Annotated in this window: 25 protein-coding genes; 12 read left to right on the top strand and 13 right to left on the bottom strand. The window is 58.9% G+C overall.

Annotated elements, in window-relative coordinates; translation table 11 throughout:
- Nucleotides 1-487 precede the first annotated feature (487 nt).
- Nucleotides 488-2,197 (bottom strand): purple acid phosphatase family protein, encoded by a 1,710-nt coding sequence (locus tag PPGU16_RS36250; protein ID WP_180725646.1) that lies wholly within the window; start codon nt 2,195-2,197, stop codon nt 488-490.
- Nucleotides 2,198-2,610: 413 nt separating this feature from the next.
- On the opposite strand from PPGU16_RS36250, the gene PPGU16_RS36245 reads away from it, so the two are divergent.
- The 3 genes from PPGU16_RS36245 (at nt 2,611) to PPGU16_RS36235 (ending at nt 5,115) form a co-directional block, all read left to right on the top strand.
- Nucleotides 2,611-2,913: a hypothetical protein gene (locus PPGU16_RS36245; protein WP_180727193.1), complete on the top strand. Its 303-nt coding sequence runs from the start codon at nt 2,611-2,613 to the stop codon at nt 2,911-2,913.
- 160 nt (nt 2,914-3,073) lie between these two features.
- Nucleotides 3,074-3,556 carry a DUF2778 domain-containing protein gene (locus tag PPGU16_RS36240; protein WP_180725645.1) on the top strand — a complete coding sequence of 161 codons (483 nt, stop codon included), beginning with the start codon at nt 3,074-3,076 and terminating at the stop codon, nt 3,554-3,556.
- 401 nt (nt 3,557-3,957) lie between these two features.
- On the top strand, nt 3,958-5,115 hold the full coding sequence (locus PPGU16_RS36235; RefSeq protein WP_180725644.1) for a pyridoxal phosphate-dependent aminotransferase: 1,158 nt from the start codon (nt 3,958-3,960) through the stop codon (nt 5,113-5,115).
- Between the two features lie 19 nt (nt 5,116-5,134).
- On the opposite strand, the gene PPGU16_RS36230 is transcribed toward PPGU16_RS36235, so the two are convergent.
- Both PPGU16_RS36230 and PPGU16_RS36225 read right to left on the bottom strand, forming a co-directional pair.
- Nucleotides 5,135-5,941: an alpha/beta hydrolase gene (locus PPGU16_RS36230; protein WP_180725643.1), complete on the bottom strand. Its 807-nt coding sequence runs from the start codon at nt 5,939-5,941 to the stop codon at nt 5,135-5,137.
- Between the two features lie 123 nt (nt 5,942-6,064).
- On the bottom strand, nt 6,065-6,280 hold the full coding sequence (locus PPGU16_RS36225) for a hypothetical protein (RefSeq protein ID WP_180725642.1): 216 nt from the start codon (nt 6,278-6,280) through the stop codon (nt 6,065-6,067).
- 227 nt (nt 6,281-6,507) lie between these two features.
- Here PPGU16_RS36225 and PPGU16_RS36220 point away from each other — a divergent pair, with 227 nt between their 5' ends.
- Together PPGU16_RS36220 and PPGU16_RS36215 are read left to right on the top strand one after the other, a co-directional pair.
- Entirely contained in the window at nt 6,508-7,272 is a 765-nt protein-coding gene (locus PPGU16_RS36220) for a ParA family protein (protein ID WP_180725641.1), read from the top strand.
- Nucleotides 7,273-7,386: 114 nt separating this feature from the next.
- Complete coding sequence (locus PPGU16_RS36215) at nt 7,387-8,115, top strand: OmpW/AlkL family protein (protein ID WP_180725640.1); 729 nt, start codon at nt 7,387-7,389, stop codon at nt 8,113-8,115.
- 91 nt (nt 8,116-8,206) lie between these two features.
- On the opposite strand, the gene PPGU16_RS36210 is transcribed toward PPGU16_RS36215, so the two are convergent.
- Together PPGU16_RS36210 and PPGU16_RS36205 are read right to left on the bottom strand one after the other, a co-directional pair.
- Nucleotides 8,207-8,626 carry a hypothetical protein gene (locus tag PPGU16_RS36210; RefSeq protein ID WP_180725639.1) on the bottom strand — a complete coding sequence of 140 codons (420 nt, stop codon included), beginning with the start codon at nt 8,624-8,626 and terminating at the stop codon, nt 8,207-8,209.
- Nucleotides 8,627-8,809: 183 nt separating this feature from the next.
- Nucleotides 8,810-9,586 (bottom strand): NAD(P)H-dependent oxidoreductase, encoded by a 777-nt coding sequence (locus PPGU16_RS36205; protein ID WP_180725638.1) that lies wholly within the window; start codon nt 9,584-9,586, stop codon nt 8,810-8,812.
- A gap of 85 nt (nt 9,587-9,671) precedes the next feature.
- Here PPGU16_RS36205 and PPGU16_RS36200 point away from each other — a divergent pair, with 85 nt between their 5' ends.
- On the top strand, nt 9,672-10,622 hold the full coding sequence (locus PPGU16_RS36200; RefSeq protein ID WP_224029027.1) for a LysR family transcriptional regulator: 951 nt from the start codon (nt 9,672-9,674) through the stop codon (nt 10,620-10,622).
- Nucleotides 10,623-10,642: 20 nt separating this feature from the next.
- Nucleotides 10,643-11,398, top strand: coding sequence for a glucose 1-dehydrogenase (locus tag PPGU16_RS36195; protein ID WP_180727192.1), 756 nt, complete (start codon nt 10,643-10,645; stop codon nt 11,396-11,398).
- Nucleotides 11,399-11,408: 10 nt separating this feature from the next.
- Here the strand turns inward: PPGU16_RS36195 and PPGU16_RS36190 are convergent, their stop codons facing one another.
- Together PPGU16_RS36190 and PPGU16_RS36185 are read right to left on the bottom strand one after the other, a co-directional pair.
- Nucleotides 11,409-11,726 carry a hypothetical protein gene (locus PPGU16_RS36190; RefSeq protein ID WP_434064437.1) on the bottom strand — a complete coding sequence of 106 codons (318 nt, stop codon included), beginning with the start codon at nt 11,724-11,726 and terminating at the stop codon, nt 11,409-11,411.
- Nucleotides 11,727-12,017: 291 nt separating this feature from the next.
- Nucleotides 12,018-12,407 carry a tautomerase family protein gene (locus PPGU16_RS36185; RefSeq protein ID WP_180725637.1) on the bottom strand — a complete coding sequence of 130 codons (390 nt, stop codon included), beginning with the start codon at nt 12,405-12,407 and terminating at the stop codon, nt 12,018-12,020.
- A gap of 505 nt (nt 12,408-12,912) precedes the next feature.
- On the opposite strand from PPGU16_RS36185, the gene PPGU16_RS36180 reads away from it, so the two are divergent.
- The 5 genes from PPGU16_RS36180 (at nt 12,913) to PPGU16_RS36160 (ending at nt 17,427) form a co-directional block, all read left to right on the top strand.
- Nucleotides 12,913-13,347, top strand: a complete 435-nt coding sequence (locus PPGU16_RS36180) for a MarR family winged helix-turn-helix transcriptional regulator (RefSeq protein WP_180725636.1) — start codon at nt 12,913-12,915, stop codon at nt 13,345-13,347.
- A 240-nt stretch (nt 13,348-13,587) separates the two neighbouring features.
- The gene (locus PPGU16_RS36175) at nt 13,588-14,034 is read left to right on the top strand and encodes a tautomerase family protein (RefSeq protein WP_180725635.1); all 447 of its coding nucleotides are present in this window, start codon (nt 13,588-13,590) and stop codon (nt 14,032-14,034) included.
- A gap of 85 nt (nt 14,035-14,119) precedes the next feature.
- Nucleotides 14,120-15,745: an MFS transporter gene (locus tag PPGU16_RS36170; RefSeq protein WP_180727191.1), complete on the top strand. Its 1,626-nt coding sequence runs from the start codon at nt 14,120-14,122 to the stop codon at nt 15,743-15,745.
- A gap of 145 nt (nt 15,746-15,890) precedes the next feature.
- Nucleotides 15,891-17,210, top strand: a complete 1,320-nt coding sequence (locus PPGU16_RS36165) for an MFS transporter (protein ID WP_180725634.1) — start codon at nt 15,891-15,893, stop codon at nt 17,208-17,210.
- A gap of 7 nt (nt 17,211-17,217) precedes the next feature.
- On the top strand, nt 17,218-17,427 hold the full coding sequence (locus PPGU16_RS36160) for a hypothetical protein (protein WP_180725633.1): 210 nt from the start codon (nt 17,218-17,220) through the stop codon (nt 17,425-17,427).
- A 481-nt stretch (nt 17,428-17,908) separates the two neighbouring features.
- On the opposite strand, the gene kce is transcribed toward PPGU16_RS36160, so the two are convergent.
- The 6 genes from kce to PPGU16_RS36130 form a co-directional block, all read right to left on the bottom strand.
- Nucleotides 17,909-18,841 carry a 3,5-dioxohexanoate:acetyl-CoA acetone transferase gene (kce, locus tag PPGU16_RS36155; protein WP_180725632.1) on the bottom strand — a complete coding sequence of 311 codons (933 nt, stop codon included), beginning with the start codon at nt 18,839-18,841 and terminating at the stop codon, nt 17,909-17,911.
- A 54-nt stretch (nt 18,842-18,895) separates the two neighbouring features.
- Entirely contained in the window at nt 18,896-19,774 is an 879-nt protein-coding gene (locus PPGU16_RS36150) for a fumarylacetoacetate hydrolase family protein (RefSeq protein WP_180725631.1), read from the bottom strand.
- A 31-nt stretch (nt 19,775-19,805) separates the two neighbouring features.
- On the bottom strand, nt 19,806-20,732 hold the full coding sequence (locus tag PPGU16_RS36145) for a VOC family protein (RefSeq protein WP_180725630.1): 927 nt from the start codon (nt 20,730-20,732) through the stop codon (nt 19,806-19,808).
- A 51-nt stretch (nt 20,733-20,783) separates the two neighbouring features.
- A complete protein-coding gene (locus PPGU16_RS36140) occupies nt 20,784-21,329 on the bottom strand; it encodes a flavin reductase family protein (protein WP_180725629.1) in 546 nt (181 codons plus the stop codon).
- Between the two features lie 5 nt (nt 21,330-21,334).
- On the bottom strand, nt 21,335-22,546 hold the full coding sequence (locus tag PPGU16_RS36135) for an acyl-CoA dehydrogenase family protein (protein WP_180725628.1): 1,212 nt from the start codon (nt 22,544-22,546) through the stop codon (nt 21,335-21,337).
- A gap of 325 nt (nt 22,547-22,871) precedes the next feature.
- Complete coding sequence (locus PPGU16_RS36130; protein WP_207795232.1) at nt 22,872-23,417, bottom strand: TetR/AcrR family transcriptional regulator; 546 nt, start codon at nt 23,415-23,417, stop codon at nt 22,872-22,874.
- Between the last annotated feature and the right edge of the window lie 174 nt (nt 23,418-23,591).

The raw sequence follows: 23,591 nt of genomic DNA, 5'->3' as shown, positions 1-23,591 counted from the left end.
ACGCCGCTCCCGCTGGACAAAAATACAATTCCCACTGGATGGGAATGAGGGGTGGGGATTTTCCCGTGATTAGCTGGGTGTGGGGTTGGCGACGGAGGTCTTTTGCGCGGGTGGCGCGTGAGCGCGGCCGGGTTCGATCAGGCGCATCGCCGTGAGTCGCGCGACGTGTTACATGGGCGTGAAACCCGATCGCGCTTTGGCCGTTCGAATCGCTTCGTCGAAGGACGAGGCGGTTGCCACGTGGCGATGGTTCACCGTGACAAGCCATGTGTCGTCACGCAGGCACCTCAAGATCCTGAAAGGGGAGAAGGTACCGCCCAAGTTTGTATTGCCGGCTGTCCGGGTCACGAAGGACAACATTGACTCGATGAAGCCAGCCTGTGAATTGCGAAATCAACGAGCGCGAGCGGTCATTCGCTTTTGCGATCGAGCGTCAGGAGGTCGAGACACGACGCTCGATCGTGTTCAAACGTGAACGTTCGAATGATCAGTAACGGCAGGGCTTCTCAAATACAATCGTCTCAAACAGTTCGTAATCTGCAGTCGCTTTCTGATCCGCACCGGGCGCGTGATAATAGTTCATCGTTATAGACGTACGGCCTCCGCGTTCGCCCGGATCGACATCGAACACAGCGATGCCATATCCCGTCCCGGTATCCCGCTGGGCGGACCAGATCGCGTCTTCGACTGCATCAGGCCCGGGCCGGACGAATGTGCCTGCTGTCGCGCTGGCGACGGGGCGGTTGGGCTTGGTGAAGACCATTGCCTGCGGCAGACCCGTACCCGCATCAACGCCATAGACATCGAGCGGTGCGCTAGTGCCACCACCACCGAGAATCAGATGCACGGTGCCGCGTGAGGTGTCGACGCGATCATTGGCTCGATGCGACGTCACCACAGGCCTTGGCTGGAGGGTATCGACGCGGTCACCGGTGGCCGCATCCCGGCCGGCATTATGATTGCAGCCACGCACAGGATGGCTGCGTTCATAGTCGTGATCGTGGCCGCACACCACGAGATCAACGCCGTATTGGTCAAACAACGGCAGCCACGCCTCGCGGATGCCCTTATCGGAGCCGTTGCCCGTCTTCGACGAACTGAGCGCATCCTGGTGCATCTGCACCACGATCCATTCGATGCCTCCGTCGCGCGAGGCTTCACGCAGCACGCGTTCGAGCCAGCGGGTCTGCTCTCCCTGGCTGTAGCCGCGGACATAGAATGAGGTTCCCGGTTCGATCGGGGGATGGCCGGTGCTCGCGGCCGGTGTCAGCGCCGATGGTCCAGCAACGAAGGCAGCTGCGTCCTGGTAGACGACGTCATCCGCATCGAGCGAGATGAACAGCACGGAGCTCACGCGGAAGCTATACCAGCGGCCCGGAAAGCGCGTGCCGTTGTGCGGCAGCGTATAGCGCGTGAGATACGAATCGAAGCCTTGCGTGCCGTTGTTGAATTCGATTTCGTGATTGCCGGGACACGGCATCCACGGACGATTCGCCGACGACGACTGGTTGTTGTTGCCGAAGTCGCGCCACACGGCCGGTTGGTGCGTCGGGTTCAGGTTTGCGTAGCACAGGTCGCCGTTGAGCAGGTGAAAGAGCGGCTGGAAACGCTCGACCGCCTGCACCGCGAAGCGGCTTTGCGGCGACGACAGCACCCAACTGGTGTTGGGCGTCGCGAGATCGCCGTAGCTCGTGAAGCGGAACGGCGCGCGGCCGCGCGGCGCGGTCTTGAACGACGCGGAGAAGGGTGCGCCCGTATTGCTGTCGTTATCGGCGGTGACTTCGTATTGATACGTGGTATTCGCCTTTAGATCGTGCAGACGCGCGTGATACGTGAACACGACTTCGCCATTCAGGCCGTCCGTGTAGGTGCGTTGAACGGCGTGAACGGTGTCTTTCCTGTCGCCGGCTGCGCCGAAGCGCACGCGCGGATTCGCGGCGGCCGCCATCGATGCCCATGACACCACGACTTCCTTCGTGGGATCTTCGCCCCATGTGAGATGGATCTGTTCGGGCGTGCCGTCGGGTGTCGACGGATCGGCTTTGGCGGAGCCTGCGAACGTGCTCGCTGCCGTCGCGAATCCCGATGCGCCCGCGAGCTTCAGAAAACCACGGCGCGAAAAGATGGCGGACTGTGCGTCGGATTGCATGTTGTCCGGTTCGTCCTGCGTCGTTTCGGGGGAGTTCTTTTTCGACATGTCTTTTGTTCTCGCGTTGGAAGGCAAACGACGCGCGAATCCACAGCGGCGCGGGCGCGTCGGCGCTGGAAAGGAACGGGAAGGAAGCGTCATTCCGGGCAACACGATATTCCCAAACCTGTTACCTCGCTGTGACAGCGCGATCACGACGCATGCGCGTTTGCCGCTGGCGCGGGTGTTGTAATCGCGCACAGTTGAAAACGCGATTGAAGGCCGACGTTACATTTTTTCCCTGCATACGGCGAAGCGCGCCGCGCAATTCACGTTTGCTTACACACGCACACATCTTCCCAGTGCGATTTGCATAGAGTGTCTTCCGAGATCCGAAGCTGGGAGTGCACGATGAAAGCAACAATCACCCTGACGATGCCCGGCCGTTTGCGTCGAAGCGCACTGGCTGGACGCTGCCTGTCATGACGGGCGCATACGAACAATCGTCTGACGGCGACGTGACCGTCAGCGTCGAAGAGCAGCCGTCGTCGAAGGGCACATGCGTGACGGTGCAGTCGAACGGCAAGTCGATGTCGGCGGAGTACAGCGAGCTGACGGGGCAACTGTGCCTGCGACAGGACGGTGTCATGGTGCAGGAATGGTTTCCGCCGCATTCGTGGTTTGCGATTGCATCGGTGGCGGGCGCGAGCAGTTGGGGCACGCAGCCGAGTGCCGATGACTTGCATGCGCTGATTCGCAATGAGTTGATGGCGAGGCGGGGGTAGGGGCGACTCAATGTCGCGCAATGCGCGCTGCATTGCTCATGTCAAGAATCGTCAAGATTGTCGATCGACGACATCAGCGCTCATATGCTTGCGGGAATGCGTCCTGGCCACCGGGACCGAGTGGTGCAAGGTCGCTGGTCGAACAACAGGGAGGCCACCCGTGACTGTGCGTTGTACGTTTTCGCTCAATAACAAAGATACGTCGGAACTGTACTGTTCGGGCTATGGAACGGTCAGTGCGTTTTCAGGCCATGACGCGGGTCGCGACAATCCGGAAGCGGTGAGTGTACCCAACGTGGGTCCATTGCCACCCGGCATGTACTACCTCGTAGACCGACAATCAGGGGGACATCTCGGGTGGCTGTATGACCTGCTGGGGCAATTCGGTTACGGTACGATGGACCACACGAAATGGTTTACGCTGTGGAACGCGAAAAGCGGGGATATGACGTTTATCGAAGGCGTCAAACGTGGCCACTTTCGCTTGCACCCGACAGGAGATTTCAGGCTTGGCGAAGGGTGCATCACGGTTGTCAGTCCAATGGAATTTGAGCGGCTCTCCCGACACATTCGCGCAAGCCCCCCGACACTCAACGTTCCGGGTGCGCAGTTCAAGGCCTATGGCACGGTGGAAGTGCGATGAGGCGGCGATCGTTGCGATGGCCTGGCTGGTGTGCGGCGTGGTTCTTCATTGGATGGTTACTCGGGGTCATCCTGACCCGGCTTTCATTCCGTTTGCCGCTGTTCGTTGAAGACGCAATACGGTTTGGGATTCGCATCAGCGGACATCAAGAACTCGATAATCCTGAGGACCTTGACACGCTAGCCTTGTTGACGGTCGTCATTATGTGTTTTGTCGCCGCCGTGTTTATTGTCTGGGGACTAAGCGCTTTCACAGAACGTTGCTGGCTGTCGCGCAAACGTCTGTAAGCCGCGTGCGGGCGCCTGGATGGTATCGAACACGACGCCAACCGCACGCAATAGTATGATCCCCCGCATATCCGCTGATTCCGCGACGAATCAGCCTAATACGAGGAGGGCACCGTGACAGTCTCCCGTTTACGCAACATCCCGGGCATCGGCGTCGACAGAATGGGCGATGCTGCCGATGCAACGAAGAATCGCAACATCCTGCGGCTCGAGAACCTCGACACCGACTTGAGGCCGCCCACCGAAGCGATTCGCCGCACGCATGAAGCCGTCGATGACGACGACGCAAACAGCTATCTGCCGTTCACAGGGCAGACGGCGTTACGTCAGGCCGTCGTCGCGCGGATGAAGCTGTCGACAGGTATCGACTACGACGCCAGCAGCGAGTGCATCGTTTCTGCGGGCGGTCTCGCGGGCATTCTCAACGTGCTGCTGTCGATCCTCGAACCGGGCGACGAAGTCGTGCTGACCGACCCCACGTACGCGGGCCTCATCAATCGCGTGCTGCTTGCGGGCGGCGTGCCGAAGTTCGCGCGGCTCATCCCTTCAGCCGATGGCTGGCGCCTCGACCTCGAATCGCTGGCAGGCGCAGTCGGCCCGCGCACGCGCGCATTCCTCATCATGTCGCCGTCGATGCCGAGCGGCTTCGTCGCGAACGAACCCGAATGGCACGCAATCGCCGATCATTGCCGCCGCGCGGATGCCTGGCTCGTCTACGACGCGGCAATGGAACGCATTCTGTTCGACGGGCGCAACGTGATTCACCCCGCGTCGTTGCCGGAAATGCGCGAGCGCACCTTCACGGTCGGCTCGGTCTCGAAGGAGTACAGGATGATCGGCTGGCGCGTGGGCTGGATCGTCGGTCCCGAACGCATCATGCACGATGTGCGGCTGACGAGTCTGTCGAACGTCGTTTGCCAGGTCGGTATCGGCATGCCGGGCGCGACGGCGGCGTTGACCTGCGCAGACGACGGCGTTGCGCAGGCGGTGGCCGAATGGCAAGCGCGTCGAGATTTTCTGTTGAGCGCGCTGCGTGACCTGCCGGTGATGCGTCCCGATGGCGGATGGTCGCTACTCATCGACACGACAGCGTTCGGCATCGCACCGCCCGACGCGTCACGCCTGCTGCTCGAAAAAGGCGAAGTCGCCGCGACACCGATGAACGGTTGGGGTCCGCAAGCCAAACGCTATCTGCGCTTCGTGTTCGCCAACGAATCCGTCGAGCGGCTCGCGGATATCCGCGAGCGTGTGCGCGCGGCGTGGAGCATTTGACATATCTCAGTGCGCGTAGTCAATCCGCGTGCAGCCAGCGCAGCACCTGGCGCCATTGAAGATCATGCATTTCGCCAAACCAGTCGTCGTGATGCGCATCAGGCAGAACCATCAGCTGCGCGCCGGGATGGGCGCCCGCGAGCCGTTCAGCGTGGACGACGGGAATCAGCGAATCTTGCTGCGCAGCGATCACGACGAGCGGTCCGTGATAGCGTTCGAGTGCGCCCACGGAATCGAAGGTGTCGTGCAGCATCCAGCGCACGGGGAACAACCAGTACTTCTCGCCCGCAACGCTCGCAAGCGTGTCCCACGGCGTAATGAGCACGACGCCTGCGATCGCGGCTTCATTGCCTTTGACGGCTTGCGCCGCCATCCCCGCGCCGAGCGACTCGCCCACCAGATAAACCGGTCCGCTCCATTGCGCGCGCGCTGCGACGAGCGCGTCTCGCGATGCCGTCAACGCCGCGAGCATCGTGCGTTTGCCTTGACGGTTGCCTTGCCCCGGATATTCGACCATCACGACGCGAAAGCCATCGCGCACGAACACTTCGGCAACAGGCAGCTTGTTCTCCGCCGTCTCTGCATTGCCGTGAAACAGGACGAAAGTACCGCGCGGCGCTGCGGCGGCTGGTGTCGCGACATAGCCCGCGTAGAGTCCGTCGACATGCCACGGCTCGACGTCGTACGTGCCGTGATGCCCTGTCGGCGTACCGGGCGCGTCGAGCGTCGCAGGCAGCAGCATGCGGTCCTGCATCAGATATAGCGCGATCAGCGCGACCACGTACGCGACCAGCGCGAGGCGGACGCAGAACTTGATCATCGACATGTCCGTGTCCGTCACATGTTGTCGTTCTTCTGAATCAGCAACACGACGAGCCGTCGAGGCCGATGTCGGCTTCGAACAGCTCGTCGTGAACAGGTCTTTGCCCGCCACAGCGGGCGAGGGCGGTTACGCGTGCGCGTGACGGTCCTCGGTGAGGGCCTTCAGGCGGGCATCGCCTGCGTCTTTCGCGGCAGCTCGGGTCGAGTACTTCTCGTCGGAAACGAGCGTGCGTTTCACTTCGCGTGCACCGAAATCGATCAGTGCAATCACCCACACGTAATCGCCTGCCTGTTCGGCCGTTTGCACGAAGGCGCGCACGTCGCCCTTGTCGTCTGCTTTCATCGTGACCTCCTGATTGGTTCGCGCGACAGATGGCGCACACCCAGCCTGACCGGAGTCCGGTACGGTTTCGCGGGCATCCGGCCGCGATGCGCCTGAAACGATTCTAGGCCATGAAATCGCGTCGTACGACATGCATGTCGCTCGCGTGTTTTATGGCGCGCCTCGACCGGTAATCTGGCTGAGGTATGCTGCTTGTTTTTGGGCAGATCGACAGCAAGAGGGGACATATGCGGCGCGTCGTATTCAATCAGAAGGGTGGTGTCGGTAAATCGACCATCGTATGCAATCTGGCGGCGATCAGCGCCCGTGAAGGGCTGCGTACGCTCGTCATCGATCTGGATGCGCAAGGCAATTCGAGCCAGTATCTGCTCGGCTCGCGGGCGAGCGAAGTGAACCCCACCGTGGCCGGTTTCTTCGAAACGGCGTTGACGTTCAGCTTCAAGCCCGTCGATGTGACATCGTTCATTCATCCGACGCCATTCGACAATCTCGACATCATGCCCGCGCACGCAGATCTCGACACGCTGCACGGCAAGCTCGAATCGCGCTACAAGATCTACAAGCTGCGCGATGCGCTCAACGAACTGGACATGTACGACGCGATCTACATCGACACGCCGCCCGCGTTGAATTTCTACACGCGCTCCGCGCTGATCGCTGTCGAGCGCTGTCTGATTCCGTTCGACTGCGACGATTTCTCGCGCCGCGCGCTCTACACGCTGCTCGATAACGTGAAAGAAATCCAGCAGGACCACAATGACGCGCTGCACGTCGAAGGTATCGTGATCAACCAGTTCCAGCCACGCGCGAGCCTGCCGCAGCAACTGGTCGACGAACTGGTGAGCGAAGGTCTGCCCGTACTCGATTCGAGGCTGTCGTCGTCCGTCAAGATCAAGGAGTCGCACCAGCACGCGAAGCCGGTGATTCACCTCGATCCGCGGCACAAGCTGTCGCTCGAATATCTGGCGCTGCATCGCGAACTGGCGGGCTAGCCGGGGCAAATCCTTACCAGATTCCAGAGACAACTCACCAGACCCGACGTATCGATTAGCACGGTCGTACGCATAGAATCGCCTCCAGACACACACAACAAAGGAGGAGATTCGATGAGGCCATACCGGGCTATCACCATTGCGGCCGCGCTGCTGACGGGCACGGCCGCGCATGCGCAGAGCGCGGGCAATTTCGTGGCGAATGTCGGCTGGTTCCATCTCGCGCCGCAGTCGTCGAGTCAACCGTTCAGCATCAATGCGCTTGGCACGACGACGACCGCGAGCGGATCGGGCGCCAGTGTGGACGGTGCCGATACGGTCGGCGTGACAGCGACGTATTTCATCACCGACCACATCGCGGCGGAGGGCGTGTTCGGCGTGCCGCCGAAATTCACGCTGTCGGGCACGGGCACGCTCGCAGGACTCGGCGAACTGGGCAAGGCGTATGAGTGGAGCCCGACGCTACTGCTGAAGTACTACTTCAACGATGCGCAAAGCCATTTCCGTCCGTTCCTCGGAGCGGGTGTCGCCTATGTCTGGTATAGCGGCGTGAAGCTCAGTTCGGCCATGTCGAGCGGTGCATTTCTTTACTCGTCGACTTATGGCACCGCGCTCGAAGGGCAGACCTCGGCGAAGTTGAGCAGTTCGTTCGCGCCCGTCATCAATGCGGGCTTCGCGTACAACTTCGACAAGCACTGGTCGGCGGGCGTGTCGCTGTCGTACATGTGGCTGTCGACGCGTGCAACGCTGACCACGCATTCGAGCGTCGGCACGGTGACGAGCACGTCGAAACTCCACGTGAATCCCATCGTTTCTTTTGTATCGGTCGGGTATCGCTTCTGACCGGAAATTCAAAGGCGTTCTTCAAAAAAGGCAACCAAAGGCCCGTCAATCGACGGGCCTTTGGCTTTTTGACGAACTGCAATGCGCGGCTTCAGTAGTCTTCGACCAGGGCGTTATCGAGCCCGAATGTCTTCAATATTTTGAGTGCGCGCTCGGAAACGACGAGCCGCGAGTCGTCGGCGATGCCGAAATCGCTGCGTCCCGCCTTGCCCGTCACGGATAACCATAGAAATTCCGGCAATACCCGCTCGGGATAAATCTCTTTAAACGAGTCGCTAACCGTTATTTCAACTTCGCGGCATTCGAATCCGCTTGCGCCGGCTTCATTCAGCGCATGGGCGGCTTCCTGCGTGATGATCAACGCAGGGAAGCTCTCCAGTAGCGCATCGCCCAGCCAATTGATAATACGGTAGTGCAACCTGGTGACGGTCGGCGGATGGACGTCTGAATCCAGCACGGTATCCTTTCCAAGGCCGCCAGCCACTTCGGGTTCGACATAGTAAAACGCCATATCGCATCGAGATCGGAGTGATCGCTAGTTTTGGCTCACATTCCGGTTATAGCATAATAGGGATCAGAAATTTTTTCTCGATGCGAAAGGCTATGTAATAGCGCAGAGTATTTCGGGAATATTACGCATCGCGCATAGAGGCGATTGGCGTAATTGGCCTTGGTCAATGCACGAGCTTGAGCGTCATCCGAGATGCGCGGCAAATCCCGCTTTGCCGGGCGCGATATCGTCGCGTAATGTGAGGGCGGGAATCTCGTAAGCCCCTGCATTTTGCGGATGAAATGGAATGGGCGGTACCGTCCATAGCGTGTCCAGACGTTGCCCGAGCGCATCGCACGTGGCTGCGTATCGAGCGTTGTTCATCTTGCCGGTCTGATAGATCACGAACGGTGGCAGCACGTCGAAGCCCGGGTAGTACAGAATTCCATGATGAATCGGAAACAGGATATCGTCGATTGGCCCGTTGATGCCGCGCGGGCCATAGTGCGATTCCCAACCGCCCGTCGTCACGATCAGCATCGCGCGCTTGCCTGCCAGCGTGCCTTCGCCGTAGCGGTCACCCCAGCGGGCGTCGGAATGTTCGCCGACGCCATACGCGAAACCATACGCATAGACGCGCTCCACCCAGCCTTTCAGGATCGCAGGCATCGAGAACCACCACAGCGGAAACTGCAGGATCACCGCGTCGGCCCACAATAGCTTCTGCTGCTCCCGCGCGATGTCCTCGCTTTGCAGGCCGTTTTCAAACGCGTGTTTCGAATCGAGGCTTGGGTCGAAGCGTTCGCCGATGGGCGGGCTCACGCGGTCGTTTGCATCGAGCGAGGCTTTCCAGTTCATCGCGTACAGATCCGATATCTGCACGGCGTGTCCGCTCTCCTCCAGGCGCGCGACCGAAAAGTCCTTCAGCGCACCATTGAGCGAGCGCGGTTCGGGGTGAGCATAGACGAGTAGTACATTCATGATTCGATCTCCGTTATTCACGGAAAGCAGCGTAAGCGGCGCTCAGGTATATTGGAAATGAATTTCTGATATGCCCGGTATTGCGATGAATAATCTCAGACGGTTGGACCTGAATCTGCTGGTGACGCTCGACGCGCTCCTGTCCGAACATAACGTGACGCGCGCGGCGGAACGACTCAACTTCTCTCAACCTTCGGTGAGCGTGCATCTGGCCAGGCTGCGCGAGATCTTTGGCGACCCTTTGTTGTTGCCCGGTCCGCGCGGCATGCGGCCCACCGCGCGAGCGGACGAACTGCGAGAGCCGTTGCGCGAAGCGCTCGATGCGCTGGAGCACGTCATCTCGCCGGCGAAGGCATTCGACCCGGCCACGGCGACGCACACATGGCGAGTGGCGGCGACCGACTACAGCGAATCGACAGTGCTGCTGCCCGTTTTGAATGCGTTGCGCTCGGCGGCGCCGGGCACGCGGCTTTCCGTTGTGGAGATGGTGCCACCGCGCATCGCGAAGCAGGCGGAACGAGGGGAAATCGATCTCGCCTTTCATACCAGTGACGAGTCGCCATTGGGCATGCACCGGCGAGTGCTGTTCACGGAGCGTTATGTGCTGGCTGGCCGCGCGGGCCATCCGCGACTGAAACGTCGGCCGACGCCTGCGCAATTCTGTGAACTGGAGCATGTGATCGTTTCGCCGGACGGCGGCGGCTTTCGGGGCGTCACGGATGAGGCGCTCGGACAACTGGGGCTCACGCGGCGTGTGGTGCTGTCCGTTCCGCACTTTCTGTTCATGCTGTCCGTGCTGGCGAGCACGGATCTCGTCGCGATGGTGCCGGAGCGGCTGGTTCGGAACATGAGTGCATTGCAGATCGTCAAACCGCCTGTCGATGTGCCAGGCTATGAACTGGGGATGCTATGGCATGAGCGATGTCATCGTGACCCGGCGCATCGCTGGCTGCGCGAGCAGATTGCCGATGCAACGGCTCATGTTCCGGGATCTCGCGCGCTGAGCAGACAATCGGGCGCATTGAACAAGGAGTGAAATTGAAAAGCAATCTGGAGATGTTCAATCTCGCTGGCCGCCGTGCACTGATCACGGGTTCGAGCACGGGCATCGGTTTTGCGCTTGCGAAGGGCCTGGCTGGCGCGGGCGCCGAAATCGTGCTGAACGCGCGTAACGAAAAGCGGCTTGCCGAAGCCGTCGCGCAGTTGCGTGACGAAGGCGCGAGCGTTCATGCAGCGAGTTTCGATGTGACTTCACCGGACGAGGTCAAGACGGCTATCGAACGTATCGAGCAGGATGTGGGCGCGATCGACATCCTCGTCAACAACGCGGGCATGCAAAGGCGAGCCCCGCTCGAACAGTTTTCGCACGAGCAGTGGGACGAACTGATGAGAACCAACGTCGACAGCGTGTTCCTCGTCGGGCAGGCCGTTGCTCGCTACATGATCGCGCGTAAGCGCGGCAAGATCATCAATATCTGCTCGGTGCAAAGCGAACTGGGCCGTCCCAGCATCGCCGCCTATACGGCCAGCAAAGGTGCGGTGAAGATGCTGACGAAAGGCATGGCGATCGACTGGGGGCAATACGGCATTCAGGTGAATGGTCTTGGTCCCGGCTACTTCAAGACTGAGCTGACCGAGGCACTCGTTAAAGACGATGTGTTCAGCGGCTGGCTGATTGGCCGCACGCCGTCACGCCGCTGGGGCGATGTCGAAGATCTCGTCGGTGCGGCCGTGTTTCTCGCGAGCAACGCTTCGAACTTCGTGAATGGCCACATTCTGTATGTCGACGGGGGCGTGACTTCTACGCTTTAGCATGCGTTAACTAACGAGCGCGCGCTTCACGGATTTTGCCGCTGGATGATTTCCGCTTCCTTTGCAATGAAGGAGAGCGTTCAGTCAAGTGAGTTGCCGCGTCCTGACCGGGAGAACCGGCAGCGAGAAACTGTCGTCGATATTCGGCCGGTGTCGTCTGCTTCGCGGCCTTGAACATCGAAAGGACACGGTTGATCCGCTCGAGCTCGTGGCCGGAAGGGCCTGTGTTCGTCTGATTGAAGGCGCTCGGCGAGGCGAGCGGTTGGCCCGGTGCGACGGCGAGCGTACACAGAATTTCGAGCGCTGCATTCAGGCGTTCGCGCGCCATGTTAAATCTCAGGTGCGTCTCAGCGCCTGTCCGACTGGGCCGAGATCACAACACGACGCCGGACGGCCCTAACATCAGCTGTCGGCAGAAGAAAAATGCACACAATCCCGAGTCGGAATCTGGCGCAACCGGTAACACGAGCGATATATCGAAAGCATTTTTGCCACGTAGAACCTTCGATATCAGACAGCCCGGTAACGGGCTCTGACCTGATAGCGACATGAAAAGCAGGGACGATCGTCCCTGGTATGAAGTTCAGTTTTGCATCAAGCACCCTTCGGGGCGCTCGAATCACAGTTCGCCAGTGAGAAACTGCGCTACGCCATGACCGAAGCTCCAGTCAGCGTCGGAGTTGCTTACTAGCGAAACGACTACATCGCTCGGAGCGATCTGGCAACGCTCTTGCAGCTCCCGGGTGATTTCTTGATAAAAGTGTTCCTTCGCCTCTTGCGCTCGCGAACGGGTCACCACGGTGATGACGACCATGTTCTTGGTGCGCTCAATTCCCAGCCCCGTATCTTCAACAATAAGATGGGCTGGTTCATGCTCGGTCACGATTTGATAACGGTCGCGCTCTGGCACCTGGAATGCGTTGACAACAGCGCGGTGTGCGCCATCGAGCATTGCACGGGTTTGTGCTTCCGTGCGGCCCTTGATAACGTCGAACTTGATGAGAGGCATTGCTTTCTCCTGGTGAAGGTAGTCGGAGGGCGGTTGCGATCGAACCATGACTTCAGTGTAGGAGCTGGCTTCCCCGGTTTAAATGGCTGATCTGAAAAATCATTGTTCATTGACGTGAACAATCTTGAGCGCTCATCCCCATCGCGATTGCTTTCCGCGGGTGAGTAATTAGATGTTGGGGTTCGCAAATTTACTTCTGGTTTCACTGAGGGGCAGATCGTGGACATGATTTGCTACGTCTTCGACAGCGAAGTGGATTTCCTGCTCGTCGTTTTTCTGTGTATTCAACGCCGTAACAAGATTTCGGTAGGTCGCTCCGTGCTGAGGTTGAAAGAGGACGGCGGCGACGGCGCAGAAACGCGGCTCAGATTAGTCGGAAGATTGTCGTAGCTTGACAATATGGCTGTGCCGTGTCATTTTGGTCCTTCGATGGATGTATATGCATCTTGAAGCTTTGAGGCCCATGAGGGCATCCGCCTTGGCATAGACAAATAGGACAGGATCCATGTTTACGGATTGCTATTGCACACAATTTCGACGCTCGGCAAACCAGCTAACAGGAATTTACGACGAGGCTCTGCGGCCGGTTGGCCTGAAGATCACCCAGTTCTCGCTGCTGCGCGCAATTGAGCGTCTAGGGGCGGCGACGTACAACGAGATCGCTGCGGAAGCAGCGTTGGATAAGACGACGATTTCACGAAATCTGAAGGTGCTTATCAACGCTGGCTGGGTTACTGTCAGCGTGCCGTCAGAGGAGGACGCGCGCTACAGATCCGCTCAATTGAGTAAGGAAGGGGTTAAGAAGCTCCGAAGTGCCGAGCCGTACTGGCGAGTCGCCCAGCGTCTCGTTGAGGATGGCGTTCAGCGTTTTCTCAATGGTCCCGCGAATCAGCAGCTACTGGAAGCGTTAGAAGCGCTGCAACAGGTACCGCTAAAGTAACCGATTAACTGAGCGGTTGTCCTGGTTAGGGCGCACGACTCGACGACAAAAATACGTATTGACATGTCGGTCACGCCGTATAAGATGTACCTACAACTATTTGCTAGTCAGTTCCTTGAAATAAGCACGCATTTTTGCAGACAAATAGTTGCAGCTACATCTACACCTGATCGACGTCACATTTGAACGTTCTCGGACAGCTCATTCGCGTTCGATTGGATTCTTATTGGAGACTGAAAGATGCCTACTTACATCGTATCCGCAACTCAAAACCTGTTGTCCCCCGAGGAAAAGAAGAAGGTCGCAAAGGAGGTTACACGAGCCCACAGCCAGGCCACTGGCGCGCAAGGCTTTTTCGCTCAGGTGATTTTCAGCGAAATCCCGTCGGGATCGCATTTCATGGGTGGTGTGGAAATCAGCGCGAAACAGATTTTCGTGCATGGACACATCCGTGCTGGGCGTACTGAAGAACAAAAAGGCGCCTTACTCGCCGACATCATTAACTCGATTCACGGTGTCACAGGGATCGAGAAACGCTTTCTGTGGGCGTATATCTCCGAGCTGGCGCCGAACAACATGGTCGAGTATGGGCAAGTGCTGCCCCAGCCTGGCAAGGAAGCCGAGTGGCTCGAGTCGCTATCGGCGGCAGATCGTGACTACATGCTGAGCCTCAGTAAAGCTCAATAACACGCGAATCAGACGCGACCGCACAGAACCCAGGTAGGAGACGCCCTTGAACACCTCAGCCATTCCCCTTAACGAGTCAGGACGGATGACCTCTGACGAACGCAAGATCATCTTTGCATCGTCGCTCGGTACAGTCTTTGAGTGGTACGACTTTTACTTGTACGGCTCGCTTGCCGCTGTTGTCGGAAAGCAGTTTTTCTCGAGCGTCAACGAAACAGCGGCGTTCATTTTTGCGTTGCTGGCGTTTGCCGCGGGCTTTGCGGTGCGGCCGTTTGGGGCGTTGGTATTCGGTCGTCTCGGAGATCTGGTCGGCCGTAAGTACACCTTCCTGGTCACAATTCTTTTGATGGGTACGTCAACGTTTCTCGTCGGCGTACTACCTTCGTACGCGAGCATTGGCATCACCGCGCCTGTGTTGCTGATTGTTCTGCGACTTGTGCAAGGTCTCGCCCTCGGTGGCGAGTATGGCGGCGCGGCGACATATGTAGCGGAACATGCGCCGGGGCACAAACGCGGTGGCTACACGGCGTGGATCCAGACCACGGCTACCTTGGGATTCTTTCTGTCGTTGCTCGTGATTCTCGGAACACGTCTGATTGCAGGCGAGTCTGCGTTCGCCGATTGGGCGTGGCGCATTCCGTTCGTGTTTTCAGTGATCCTTGTGTCAATCTCAGTATGGATTCGGATGACTCTATCGGAATCTCCTGTGTTCCTGAAAATGAAGGCGGAAAACACGACGTCTAAAGCGCCGATCAAGGAGGCGTTCGGCGAGTGGAAGAATGTTCGCCTTGTTCTGATCGCGCTGTTCGGCGTTGTCGCTGGTCAGGCTGTAATCTGGTATGCAGGCCAATTCTACGCACTCTTTTTTCTGACGCAGACCCTTAAGGTCAATCCTGTGACGGCAAATTTGATGATCGCGGCGGCGTTGCTGATCGGAACACCGATGATCGTCTTCTTCGGTTCACTATCGGACCGTGTCGGTCGCAAGCCGGTGATGCTGCTGGGATTCTTGCTCGCGATCGTGTTCTACTTTCCGATTTTTCACGGACTGACAAAGTTTGCGAATCCGACGCTTTATGCAGCGCAGGAAAGCGCACCGGTGACGGTCGTGGCCGATCCGACCAGTTGTTCATTTCAGTTCAATCCAGTCGGAACGTCGAGTTTTAGCAAATCTTGCGACATCGCGAAGTCGTTTCTCGCTCGATCAGCAGTGAACTATTCGAACGAAAACGCGCCAGCGGGCACCGTCGCGTACGTTCGTGTAGGCAACACCCGAATCGACAGTGTTGATATCGCAGGAGTGGGCAACAAGGAAGGGGCGAAACAGGTCAGGGATTTCGAGGCAAAGCTGGGAACGCTGATCAAATCAGTTGGTTACCCGACGATAGCTGATCCAAAACTCATCAACTACCCGATGGTTTTGTTGATGCTTATCGGGCTGGTTTTGACCGTTGCAATGGTGTACGGACCGATAGCTGCGACGCTTGTCGAACTGTTTCCGACCCGCATCCGATATACGGCAATGTCGCTCCCGTATCACATCGGTAATGGCTGGTTTGGCGGCTTCCTCCCGACAACTGCGTTCGCGCTGGTAGCCGCAACGGGCAATATTTACGCAGGCGTTTGGTACCCCGTAGTCATCGCTGCAGTGTCCCTCGTCATCGGCTTTTTCTTTCTACCTGAGACTCGCCAAAGGCGCATCATCGACTGATGATGCCGGCGCAGGTGTAACTGGATCGTCCAATTTAAATTGAGCATTGCTTAACAAGGAGGAAGCTGGTTATCCAGACTTCCTCCGAAGTCATAGATAAAGTCGATTTCGATGCGCGTTTGCCGCATTTTGGTTGGAGCGAAGAATGGATAGGCGTTTTCTGACACTGCTCTGCGTTTCAATACCGTCGTTCATGATTAATCTGGATGCGAACATTGTTTCCGTCTCATTGCCGTCAATCGCCCAGACGTTGCACGCGGATTTTGGGGCGATCGAATGGGTAATCAGTGCATATACGCTTGCGTTCGCAAGCCTTGTCATGCCGGCAGGTGCGCTCGCTGACCGGTTTGGACGCAAGCGCCTGCTGGTCGTCGGTCTCGCCGTATTTACGCTGGCGTCATTGATATGCGGAGCGGCATCGTCGGTAACGTTGTTGAACTGGGCGCGAGCGGTGCAAGGTACCGGCGCAGCGTTGCAGTTGAGTGCGGCATTGGCAATCTTGTCCAACGAATTCCAGGGCAAGCACCGGGCAAAGGCGTTTGCGTTCTGGGGCTCGATTATCGGCATTGGGATCATGCTCGGACCGGTCGCTGGCGGCGTGATAACGCAGATTCTCGGATGGCAATGGGCGTTCTACGTCAATCTTCCGATTGGCGCGGCTATGATCGCGCTCACAATCTTCACTGTGAACGAATCGCGAGACCCGAAAGCCAATCGCATTGACGTAGTGGGCGTGGTGACTTTGGCATCCTTTCTTGGGTTGGCGACGTACGCATTGATCTCTGGAAATCATGCAGGCTGGTCAAGCCAACCTGTCTTGACGAGTGCTTTTTGTGCAGTTGCGGCCCTGGTTGCGTTCATCGTGGTTGAGCGGATCCAGGAACGACCGATGATGGACTTCACGTACTTTATCCGTCCGACCTATCTCGGTGCAAACATTGCGGCAGTGGCGTACGCGGCGACTTTTCTGACCATGTTGACCTACCTGCCGTTCTTCTTTCAGAACGGCCTTGCGTTTGGTCCGATGAAGGCAGGGGCGTTGATGCTGCCTCTTGCTGCCGGGCTTTTCGTTGTCCCTCGCCTGGTGACTGCGTATGTTGAGCACCGCGTCTCGGGGCGATTGCTTCTCGTCATCGGTCTCATTCTGGTTGGAAGCGGTCTTTTGATCGCATCGACACAGGTTGGCACGATGAGTTATCTAAGAGTCGCTGTTCCGATGATGCTTGCGTCCATCGGCGCCGGTATTCTGAACGGGCAGGTAGTCAAGGTGGGTATGACGGTGATTCCGGCGGATCGCGCGGGGATGGCATCGGGTGTTTCCGGAACGATGCGATTCAGCGGGATTGTGATCGGCTTTGCGGCATTGGGAGCTGTTTTTTTTTCAAGGAATCACATCAGGGGTCAGTCATGCAATACCGTTCGTCGGAGGCGATCTCTTGCGCGTGATATCGAGAGCCATTGGTAGCGGCGATATGACGGTTGCTGCCACGCTTTTGGAGAAACAAGGCATCGACGGAAGTGTTGCAAGGGAGATTGTTGGTGCGGGGCTTCATGAAGTAATGAAATATGCCTCGATGACCGCATTTGTGGCCGCGATAGCGTCACACTGGCTCATCAGCCCAGCCGAAACGGAGCCGCTCGGGACCAAGGAGACTCAGGTAATTGATTCTTTGATCGATTGAACAGCGTATTGGATTGAACATGAAATGAAGTTTGAGGCCCAGTTTCAAGACGTTTTAATGTGTCTCACAGTTCGAAGCAAAATCGCGGCGATAACTGCTTACCGTGCGTTTTCTACGTGAGAGGGTCTCGATGAACGGCGGAGACAAATTTAACCGGATCTCCTGTATCAGCCGGCCGTTCCAAACGGGCAGCTTTGCTTTTGTGAGCGGTGAGTCTTGCCACGCGCGCCTGAGCGCAAAATTGCAGGGCGCGCAGCCCTAGACTCACTTTCCTTTTGTGAGCGATAGTGAGCGCGCCACCTAAATATCGAACGTCAAAAAGGGGTTGTTCAGACCTTCCCCGACTTCCGTTTTATTGTTTGCAGGAACCGCTAAGGTCTGCAGTATTCGGCATGAGTTTCAGGTGCGAAATCCCTTCGGTGGCCGATCGTGGAGTCGACTGCGATTGAGGAGCCGGAGAGATCCCATGTGGTCAGATACGTCAAAACGCGACTTTGGCGCTGCCTTTGAGACCCAAAATATCGCGTGCTTCACCGGGCGTCGCGATTGCATACCCCAACTGCTCGATGATATTCCTGATCGAAGTGACCTGCTCGGCATTGCTTTTCGCAAGTTCGCCCTGTCGGAGCCACAGATTGTCTTCGAGACCGACGCGCACATGGCCGCCCGCGAGCAGGCCCTGCGTCAGCACGCGCGGTTGGCGCGCACCGGCGCCTAACACCGACCATTGATAGTCGTTACCAAACAGCCTGTCCGCTGTTCGCTTCATGTGCGCCAGATCCTCGGGGTGCGCGCCGATTCCCCCGCGAATTCCAAATACGGACTGGATAAAAATGGGTGCCTGCAACAGTCCGCGATCCATGAAATGTGCGGCCGTGTACAGGTGGCCGATGTCGTAACACTCGATCTCGAAGCGCGTGCCATTCTCGCGGCAGGACTCGAGAATGTACGCGATATCCTTGAACGTGTTGCGGAAGATCATGTCTTCCGTTCCTTCGAGGTAGGGTCGTTCCCAGTCGTGCTTGAACGCCTTGTAGCGAGCGAGCATCTCGTACATGCCGAAATTCATCGAACCCATGTTCAACGATGCAATCTCCGGCTTGAAGCGCAGCGCAGGCAACAGGCGTTCTTCCACACTCATCGACGGCGCACCGCCCGTCGTGATGTTGACGACCACGTCGGAGGCTTCCTTGATGCGCGGCAGAATCTGCTCGAACAGCGCGGGGTCCTGACGCGGAATGCCCGTTTGCGGATCACGCGCGTGCAGATGAACGATTGCTGCGCCGGCGGCGGCAGCATCGATGGCGGATTGAGCGATCTGTTCGGGCGTGATAGGCAGCCATGGCGACATCGACGGCGTATGTATCGAGCCCGTTATCGCGCAGGTGATGATCACTTTGGATGCTTGTGCCATTTGAGTGTTTCCGTTGTCTTGTCAGCGATGAAGGCGCGCAGTGCACGCCTGCGGTCATGCGGCCTTGCGGCGCGGCTCCGGCACGATGCGATTTTCGATGTGCCCGATACCGTCGATTTCGACGCGCACCACATCGCCTGCGCCGAGAAAACGCGGCGGATTCATCGCGAGGCCCACGCCTGCGGGCGTACCTGTGATCAGGATGTCACCGGGTTGGAGGGTCATCACCTGGCTCAGGTACGCGATCTGTCGGGCGATGGGATACGTCATCAGGCTCGTCGACGATTGCTGGCGCACTTCGCCGTTCACCAGCAGACGGATGGCAAGGTTCTGCGGATCGGCGATCTCGTCTGCCGTCACGACCCACGGGCCGATGGGGCCGTGTGTATCGAACGATTTACCCAGCGTCCACGTCGGGCTTTTTGCCTGCCAGTCGCGCGCTGTCACGTCGTTCGCGACGAAATATCCCCCGACGTGCGCGAGCGCATCCTCTTCGGAAATGTAGCGCCCCGCCTTGCCGATCACGACGCCCAGTTCCGCTTCATAGTCGAGCTTTTCGCAAACGTCGGGATGATGTACGTCATCGAAAGGTCCGTTGATGCACGAGACCTGCTTGTTGAACCACACTTGTGAAGGCGGAATGGGTACGCCGTGGCGGCGCGCTTCCGCTTCATGATCCTTGTAATTCATGCCCAGCGCGAGGAATTTGCCGGGATGAATGATGGGCGCTTCGAGGCGCACTTCAGACAGCGCGACGCTGCCTGCCTGTTCGACCGTGAGCTGCCTGGCGCGGCTCAACGCTTCGGGCGACGAAAGCAGTGTCGTGAGATCGTCGGGAAGCCATGCGTCCGTTACGTGAAGGTCGATCACGCGATCGCCTTCGATCTTGCCAATCGAGGTCTTGCTCTTGTACGTATATCGTGCGAGTTTCATGTTGTGCCTGAAATCAGGTTGAAGAGAATAATCAAAGAAAGTCGGCGGGCAGCGGCGGCGCCCATTGCGCGAGCGCGTCGGGGGAGAGCGGCTCGTGTCCGACAGGGGTTTCTTCGTTGACGAGATCGCCGTCGGTCCAATGTTCGATCTTGTTGCCAAATGGGTCGCGCCAGTAGTCGAATACCTGACTGCCCTGCACATGACGCCCGATGCCCCACGAATGTCGATGGCCTTTCTCAGCGAGAAAGCGATTGCCGTTCGCGAGGTCATCCCAATCGATGACCTCGAACGCGCAGTGATCGAAATCGATGTCTTGCGCGCCGAGTCCGATCAGTGCCACCGTGTGGTGATCGGTGAAAGTGCGACCCAGGCCGCAGTGCAAAAACGCTGCAACGGTCGCATCGGGCTTTTGCGCGTAATAGCTGTCGGACACAGCGAAGCCGAGCACGTCCTGATAAAAGCGCATCATTGCGGGAAAATCGCGCGTCTTGAGCACGACATGTCCGAGGCGCATCACATGTGAGGGCCCAGCGGCGATGCGATTGGTCACGCCGCGACGGGTCCGTTGCCCGGTTGCATTGAGCGCGAGCGGCGCGCGCACCGCACGGGGCGCAATCACGTCGCCGCCATGCAGCAGATCGATTCTGAAGCCGTCGGGGTCTGAGATCGTGACGATCGAGCCAGCATCGAGTTCGTCATTCGGCCGCACTGGCTGGTCGAACTTTGCGGCGGCCGCGTCGAGGTCATCAAGCGAATCGACGATAAAACCAACGCCGAGCGCGCGGTTGTCGCCACGTTGTCCGATCCAGGCGGGATAGCCGCCGCCATGCGTCGCCATCTGTAGCGTGTCGTCGGTGTGGCGGTGCGTGGTCAGGCCGAAGTCGCCCAGAAACGCTGCCTGCACGTTCAGATCGGGCACCTGATAACGCACATAGGCGATGTCGCGTACTTTGATCATCTGCTTTGTCTCCCGGCGCGTGAACGCCTGTATGTTGTCGAATGCCAAAAGTCAGTGGTCGGCGTTCGCGTCGTTCCAGCAATGTGTCGGATCGAGGGCGAACAGTGCCTTGTATTTGCCCGTATAGAACAGCAATGGCGGCCCGTCTGACTCGTGCACGTGCAGCACGTGCGCCGTGTAGATCTGGTGATCGCCGCCCGTATGAATGGCGGCAACGCGCGCGACGATGCGAACCAGCGCCGCGCGAAGCAGCGGCGCACCGTCGATTCGCTCGAATGGGTCGGGCAATGCCGCGTTGGGCTGTCCGCCGAAATGACGGCTGAGTGCTTCCTGCTCCTTGTCGAGAAAGCTCACGCCGAATGCATCGCCGCTGGCGACCGACTGTGCAAAGCGCGACTGCGAACGCGCGGCGACCAGGATCATGGGTGGATCGACGGACAGCGACATGAAGGCGTTCGCTGTCATCCCCGCAGGCTTGCCCTGATGCTCGAAGGTGACGACGGTCACGCCCGTCGCGAACTTGCCCATCGCGCGCCTGAATTGCGTGGCGTCGAGCGCAGAGGTAGGCTCGTCGATGTAAGGGAGGGTCGTGTCCATGACGTTCAGATCAGCGGCGTGTCGGCGGGCTGGCCACACGCGAGCCGCCCGTACATCTCGAAGTTGGTGGCCGGCACGACGATGCCATGCAGGGACGCGACACGCGCATCGTGCCACACGCGCGCAAACGGATTGCCGAGCGACGCGAGCGAGCCGCCCGATGCCGTCGCGAGCGAATCGACGCCTTCCCACACGAGCTTTTCCGCGAGACCGACGTCGCGCCGGACTTTCGCGCGCTCCATATAGGGCATGTACTCGCCGGATGCGGCATAGCGATCCATCGCATCGGCGTGCCGCTCGATGATCGCGCGCGCGGCGTCGAGTTTCGCCGACGCTTCGCCGACCTGCAGATGGGTGACAGCCGCTTCCGCCTGGCGCGTGTACCACGTGTACTGGATGCCGCGGCGCGGCAGCAATTCCAGGAAGGTGTCGAGCGCGGCGCTGGCGATTCCGAGCGCCGGAAACGTCAGAATGATCGAGAGCATCGGCATGCAGGCGACACGATAGAGCGGCTCATCGGCGAGATGGCTGGCGCCGTATTTGCCTTCTATCGCTGCGCTCATCGAGGCGACGCGCGAGTCCGGCACGAACAGGTTGCTGACGGCGACGCTCGAGCTGCCCGTGCCGCGCAATGCCATCACGTTCCAGTCGTTGAGGATGCGCAGATCGGATGCGGGAATGAGCGCGATACCCTGATCGACGACTTTGCCGCTCGCGTCGACAAGTGGAATGCCGAGCATGTCCCAATTCGCGTGGTAAATGCCCGAATTGAAGCCCCACATGCCTTCTTCGATCAGATAGCCGCCGTCGACCCTCTTGACGATCGCCTTGCGCGGCGACAGCACGCCCGCCACGCGGGCAGGTTTGGCGCCGCCAAAAACGTCGTCTGCTGTCTTTTCGTCGAACAACGCGGCGGCCGCCCAGGTGGTGACGTTCAGCAGCGCAGCAACCCAGGCGGTCGATGCATCGCCGCGTCCCAGTTCCGAAACGACTTCGAGAAAGGTCCGCACCGATGTCTGCTGACCGCCATAGCGTCGCGGCGTGGTCAATGCGAACAGGCCGCCGTCCGAGAGTTCGTCGATGGTCGCCTGCGGTAGTCGGCCCAGCTGGTCGACTTCCGCAGTGCGGCTCTTGAGCGAAGGCACAAGGGAGGTTGCATAACGGATCAGATCGCTTTCCGACGTGGTGGTACCGAAGAACTGTGGATTTGCATTCAAGGTGTCGTCTCCTGACGTAATACAAGACCGGGTTGGCTTCGTGTTTTTGATATTGTTATCAAATATGATGTAAACATCAATGTAGCGGTTCCCAGGGGTTTCCCGAACGACAGCGTGTTCTGTGGGCGCGCAAAGGGGCACACGTGCAGGAGTACGTGTGCGGCGTGGGTAGTGATGTGTCGAGTGCGCGCGGGTGCTGCGCAGAGCGAAGATGCGGCAGGGCGCTGAAGAAAACGGGAAGACGCGTCTGCCGCGTCATCCGGTAATGGCGGCGTGTGAGCCGCGAAGAATTGCTGGAGGGTGCGTTGCTAAACCGGGTGCGCCGTCACTTTACGTTCAATTTGCGCGACGCTTTCACGACGCGGGCCGCTTCTTCCTGGCTGACGCCGAGGCCGCGCAGCGCGAAAGCAACGAACTGGTCGATAGCCGTAGCGGGGCGGCGCTCTTCCAGTACCTGCCGAAGGATGCGTAATGCACCGCCCAGGATGCTGTCGGCGCTGGTCGGGACGTCGGCGGAACAGAACTGGCCGGACTTCACGCCAGTACGGATATCGCGTGCGAGCCGCTCCAGCATGTCTTCCATCAGATCGCCCACGCTCGAGGCGGTGTGAATCAGGAACCAGCCCCAGATCGGGTCGGTGATCGCATGGCGGAGCGTCCACTGGATATTGAATCCCGTGATCAGGACGATGTCTTCTTCGGTTGGACGATTCCGGTCCAGCATGTCGGCGACAGCCGTCACGTCTTCGACGAAGATGGCGCGCGCGACTTCTTCCTTGCTGGAAAAGTAGTTATAGAACGAGCCGAACGCGACTTGCGCTTCGTCGGTGATGTCGTTGATCGCCGTGCCTTCGATTCCCTTGCGGGACATCACGGCCCGTGCGGCGGTCATGAGCCGGGAGCGCATCCGCGCCCGCACTTTTTCGTTTGGCCGCCGTGTGGGCTGAGCGGGTGTATCCGTCGCGGCCGGCTCCACGACCGTGGAGCCCGATTTCCTTGGCCTGGCGGTTTTAGCTGCGACCGCTTTGCGTTGCGTCTTCTGTTC

The sequence above is a fragment of the Paraburkholderia largidicola genome, assembly GCF_013426895.1.
Lineage (GTDB): Bacteria > Pseudomonadota > Gammaproteobacteria > Burkholderiales > Burkholderiaceae > Paraburkholderia > Paraburkholderia largidicola.
The sequence above is the reverse complement of the archived record's forward strand: the minus strand, read 5'-3'. Positions and strand labels throughout refer to the sequence as shown.